The organism is Shewanella sp. 5_MG-2023, from assembly GCF_030547465.1.
GTDB lineage: Bacteria > Pseudomonadota > Gammaproteobacteria > Enterobacterales > Shewanellaceae > Shewanella.
On the sequence record NZ_JAUORC010000053.1, the window covers coordinates 1 to 5,282 of the forward strand.

Sequence of the window (5,282 nt, forward strand, 5' to 3'; positions counted from 1 at the left end):
ATTTATTATTGAGTTCGAAGACAGAATTGTGAAGCATATTAACTAAATTGCAGTTACACAGAATCTGTTACACCCTCCTTAAAAGCCAGTAATACGAAGTTTACTTTGTATTACTGGCTTTTTTATCTTCCCTTTAAATTTGAATAGCTTGTCTAAATATTCTAAATCATCATCAACTGTACTGGTCAAATTCAAACAACCTGTCGGGTTAATCACTTCTCTATATTATGTTAAGTCGATAACAACAGCCTTTCTGTAAAACACAATAATAAGTCGATTCAGTAATGCTTTTACTTGGTGTTTTTAGGCGGTCCAGTAGGTGCCTCATCTGCCGTGATGTAACCATCTTTATTTTTATCAAAATGATTAAAGCGCTTTGTGCCAGCTTTAAACTCTGAAGCCGATACTTTTGCATCGCCATCTTTATCAAATCGATTAATAAATTTATTACTTTGAGTACTGCTTTTGATTTTGTTGTTTTGTTTTTGAGTCGTTGAACCCGTCAGGTTACTTGCCCTTGCATATTCGTTAATATATTCAGTCAGAGGCTGCTCATATGTTTGGGCCGCTAAAACGACATTGCCATCTCGTACACTGCGTACATAATTCTCAACTCGAATAAAATCGCCTTGTGGCCCACGAGACATCGGTGCACCTGTTTTAGGGTCGCTGCGCTGAGAACCCGCGCCATGAACATCCATTGTTATGCCACGCATTTCACCTAAGGCTTTACCAAAGGCCACATAAACCGCTGCAGATTCTGGCACTGGCCCATCAAGATGAGTTGTTGAACTCCAGTAATAAGGATAATCTTTTTCGCCAGATTCATTCTTTATCGAAGATGTGTAAAAAATCGGGTCGATTGCCGCTGAATTAGAGGTTTCAGGTGAGCGGGTATAATCCACGATGCTTTGTAACTCTTTTGCATCTGGTAAACGCCAATCGCTATGGCCAGCTAAAGTTAGATCCTCAGAATATTGCAGTGCTTGTTGCCAATTCAAACCTTTGTTACTGTCTGTCTGTTGCCAAGTTAAACCAGTCGCCAAATCAGTGGTGGTACCATCCTTATTGTCAATGAAGTTGTTTTTACCATAGGCTTTATTTCCCCTCACAAACCTAAAGTACATTTTATTCGGCGTTTTAGTGCGTGGATTAAACTTTGGGTAACCTTTAATACGGCCATCAACAAAGTTCACCCCAAAAACCGTATCATCACTTTTCATTGTTTTGCCGACATACTCGGTACTCGACCATGTTTGGGCATCAATCTCTCGTTCTCCAGCTTTAGTATTACCAAGAGGTTGATTGAAGAAACTGGTGTCGATGAAAGGGGTGAGCGCTTTTTCTCCTTTAACGCTGCCTGTAAATTGAATGAGAGAATAGAGCTCTTTAATGGTGGGAATTCGCCAGTCACCATAACCTGCTAATTTTAGAGTGTTTATTTTTAAAAGTGCTTCATCATAACTCAGTTTATCCCCCATCTGTTTTTGCCAGATTAAACCAGTGACATTATCGGTGATAGTGCCATTGTTATTGTCGGTGTAAGAAGGAGGGTTAGTGCTATAACTGGCATCTTGACCATAAAAATCATTGGCATTGTCTGGTAATGGTATTACTGCATTGTTGCTGTAGGATTTTCTTTGTCCGGTATCGACGATTGGGTAACTTGCTATCTTTTGTGATGTTTTGACTATGCTTTCCTTCACTGCAGTATTAACGGCCATAAGATCTTCACTGAAAATGACATTACCACTATAATTTTTATGAATTTCTTTTAAGCTCGCTTCAGCATCAACTTCCCCCGCAGTAAAATGGGTGTAGACCAGATTTTTGACATTAGCTTTTTGGGCAAGTGTACTGGAGTCGTTTAAATTAAGGTGAGCACGATTTTTTTTATTACCGCTCTTTTTATTTTTGTTGTTCGAACCTTTATTTATGCTTTGATCATTAGATTTTTTGTTTTTATTCCGTCCACCTATCATTACCATTCCGCCAGAATCGATAATCATATAATCTGCATTGCTCGCGAAGGTGGGCAGTGCTTCTGAATAAGTCAGATCTCCAGTAATGACAATCGATTGGCCATTGTAATCGAAGCGGTAAGCAACAGTATGAATGGTGTGTGGAACTTGAAGCGTGGTGACCTGTATATCACCGACCTTAAAGGATTCTCCGCCTTGTATATCTGTAACATCAAAAGCCTTGATACGATCGGCAAGGTTTCTCTTAGTTTTGCCTAGTCGATATGTAATATCAGCTTCATACAAATCCAAATTTGTTTCCGTGAGTTTCTTCGTATTGGGTGGACCAACAATGGTGAAGTTATTTCGCCCTAGTAACAGACGAATTAACATGGGTACAAATTCTTCATTATGATCAAGATGATGATGGGTAATAAGTAGGCTAGATAAATGACGAATATCAACGCCGAGTTTAGACAAATTAGCTTGAGTGCCATTACCCATATCAACCAATATATGAGTGTTTCCGGCAGAGATTAACGTACTCGCGCTCGCACGGTTTTCATTATAGATAGGCGAACCAGAACCAATAATAGTGGCCGTTAATTGATCTGCTGCATGAGCAGTAGCAGCTAGCAATGAACTGAACATAAAAAAACCAAATATTATCTTTTTCATAGAAACCTTTTTATGTCTATTGGATGCTATCAACAACGAAAATAGGGTAAATCAAGTCGTCATTATTGTTGCTTGGATATTTAAAATACCAATAAAAAAACCAACAAAAATAAAATTTACTTAACTTTAACAACTTTACATAACGGGCTTTAGTTTATAGTTTTATCCACATAAAGGTATCTCGATGCTGTTAAACGCTAAGGAATGTAGCGCTGTGATTAGGGTGAATTGATGTTAATACAGACATATTAAAGGTAAAGCTGGGGCAGGGGTTTAACTCAGAAATGTAAAAATGTATTGCTTCGTTTTATGTGGAGAAATAAGCTAAATAGTTTGAAGTCGTGGCCACTAATACATAGCCACCCATTATTGTAGTGGTCAACTAATTTTGGCCACGGATTTGTATTCTAACCAGTATATTTTCTCTGACTCATTGGGTGTTAGTCCACCATTATAGCTGTGAGGCCTAACCTGGCTGTAATATCCAATAATGTATTTAACAACCGAAGCTTCTGCTTCAGTAAATGAACGATAGCCTATTGTCGGCATCCATTCTGTTTTTAAACTCCTGAAGAATCTCTCCATCGGACTGTTATCCCAACAATTACCGCGACGACTCATGCTTTGTTCTATCTGATAACGCCACAATAATTGACGATAATGTCGACTCGTATAAGTACTACCTTGATCAGAGTGAAACATGACACCTTTTGGTCGGCCTCTGGATTCAAATGCCATGGTTAACGCTTTCGCTGCTAACTTCGTATCTGGTGAGCGAGACATTGCCCAACCAACAGGTTTACGTGCAAATAAATCCATAACAACAGCAAGATAACACCAGCGGTTTCCTGTCCAAATAAAGGTGATATCACCACACCAAACTTGATTGGGCTTTATTACTGCAAATTGACGTTCGAGCGTGTTTGGTATGGCTATGTGCTCTTGTTTCGCTTTCTTATATTTATGACTAGGACGCTGACAACTCACTAGGTTCTGTTCTTTCATTAACCGAGTCGCTACGTAGCGACTCAAGGGTAGACCTCTACGAGTAACAATGCCTGCGATAGTTCTAGCACCAGCGGAGCTATAACTTTTAGCGTAAATTCTTTTCACTATAGCCAATACTTCAACCTCTGCAGGCTTAATACCTCTGGCTTGTTTAGCCCAATACTTATAGCTGCTACGGTGTATTTCGAATACTTCACAACAACGTTTTACTGCATGACTCCCTTTAAGGGCTTTGATTATCGTGAACTGTTCAGCGAGTCCGACATCAAGAGAGCCGTAGCCTTTTTTAGAATTTCCTTTTCTTCCTCAATACGTGCAATACGCTTTTTTAATTGACGAATTTCAAGTTGGTCAGGTGTTAATGGCGTTGCTTTACTTGTATAAACGTGCTACCCCTAACCCGTTTTTGGACAGAAATCATTTAGAGCTAAAACTCTGAAAGCAACGTCTTCCATTAGGTAAAGTATAGCGTCCTGATATGTGGTAACGCCCAAATAACAGGCTAAGTAATGGTTGGCTAAAATTGTGTAGCGAAGCGAAACGTAGCCAACTGTTACGTGACCTTGTTGATTTTCTTGTTAGTTGTACTTAGGTGAAGTTTTCAACTTTTTCATAGTTCTTACAAACTCAAATACGCCCCAAATACCAGAACTAATTAAGCCTACTTGCCAAATTTCGATTGAATTAACACTAAAACTATTTGAGTAAATAGCAAGACCAATTAACTTACCTATTTGAAAAATACCAGCTAGAGTTGCGATTAAACAGATCGCTAACAAAACCCACGTTGAAAAATTTGATTGGTGCACAAAAACTCCTTAATGCGTGTACAACTAACGCCTCGTTAAGAGGCAAATAATAAGTTGGCTAAAATAAGCGACGCAGGAGCAAAAGCCAACTGTTATTTGTCCTGCTTTAACGACTTGATACTCATTGAGCCCCCTCCCTAGCAAGCCGCATCAGCGGTATGCTTAAGGTGACCAAACCAACAGGAGAAAGCTCAATGAGATTTTATAATAACTCACATCCATACTACTGTGGTATCGATTTACATGCACGCTTACTTTATGTCTGCATCATTGATTCTAAAGGGGAAGTTGTCGTCCATAAAAAGATTGGTGCTGACAAAGATGACTTACTACTCATGCTCGAACCCTATATCGGCAATGTCATTGTCGGGGTTGAGTGCATGCATTGTTGGTATTGGGTGTCTGATTGGTGCGCTGAACTGGGTATCGACTTTATTCTAGGTCATGCCCTTTATATGAAAGCGATTCACGGCGGTAAAACTAAGAACGATAAAGTCGATTCATTTAAAATTGCCACACTGCTGCGTGGTGGCAATTTCCCAATAGCCTACGATTACCCAAGTGAAATGCGCGCTGCACGTGACCTGTTACGTCGACGTATGAAGATTGTCCGTCACGGCGCTATGCTCAAAGGTCATGTGGTTAACACCAACAGCCAATACAACTTGCCTGCCACTGACCTAAACCTTAAAAACATCTCAGCAAGACAAAAACTGCGGGAGCAATATCAAGACCCTATCGTGCAGCGAAATATCGATTTAGACATGGCACTCCTTGATTGCTATGCCAAGGAACTCGCGCAGGTCGAATGGTTCATTGAAAAACA

3 protein-coding genes and 1 pseudogene are annotated in these 5,282 nt (G+C 39.7%); 1 reads left to right on the top strand and 3 read right to left on the bottom strand.

The genetic code is table 11. The features are described 5' to 3' along the window. Positions 1–290: 290 nt before the first annotated feature. The 3 genes and pseudogenes from Q4557_RS19390 to Q4557_RS19400 all read right to left on the bottom strand — a co-directional run bounded on the left by Q4557_RS19390 (position 291) and on the right by Q4557_RS19400 (position 4,456). Entirely contained in the window at positions 291–2,639 is a 2,349-nt protein-coding gene (locus Q4557_RS19390) for a DUF1566 domain-containing protein (protein ID WP_133126587.1), read from the bottom strand. Between the two features lie 378 nt (positions 2,640–3,017). Further along, positions 3,018–4,027, bottom strand: a pseudogene (locus Q4557_RS19395) (IS3 family transposase); the annotation flags it as partial. 198 nt (positions 4,028–4,225) lie between these two features. Next, positions 4,226–4,456, bottom strand: coding sequence for a hypothetical protein (locus Q4557_RS19400; protein ID WP_303414939.1), 231 nt, complete (start codon positions 4,454–4,456; stop codon positions 4,226–4,228). A gap of 194 nt (positions 4,457–4,650) precedes the next feature. Between Q4557_RS19400 and Q4557_RS19405 the strand changes: the two genes are divergently transcribed. Beyond that, positions 4,651–5,282, top strand: a 632-nt coding sequence (locus tag Q4557_RS19405; protein WP_303414941.1) for a transposase, incomplete at its 3' end; no start/stop codon positions are given.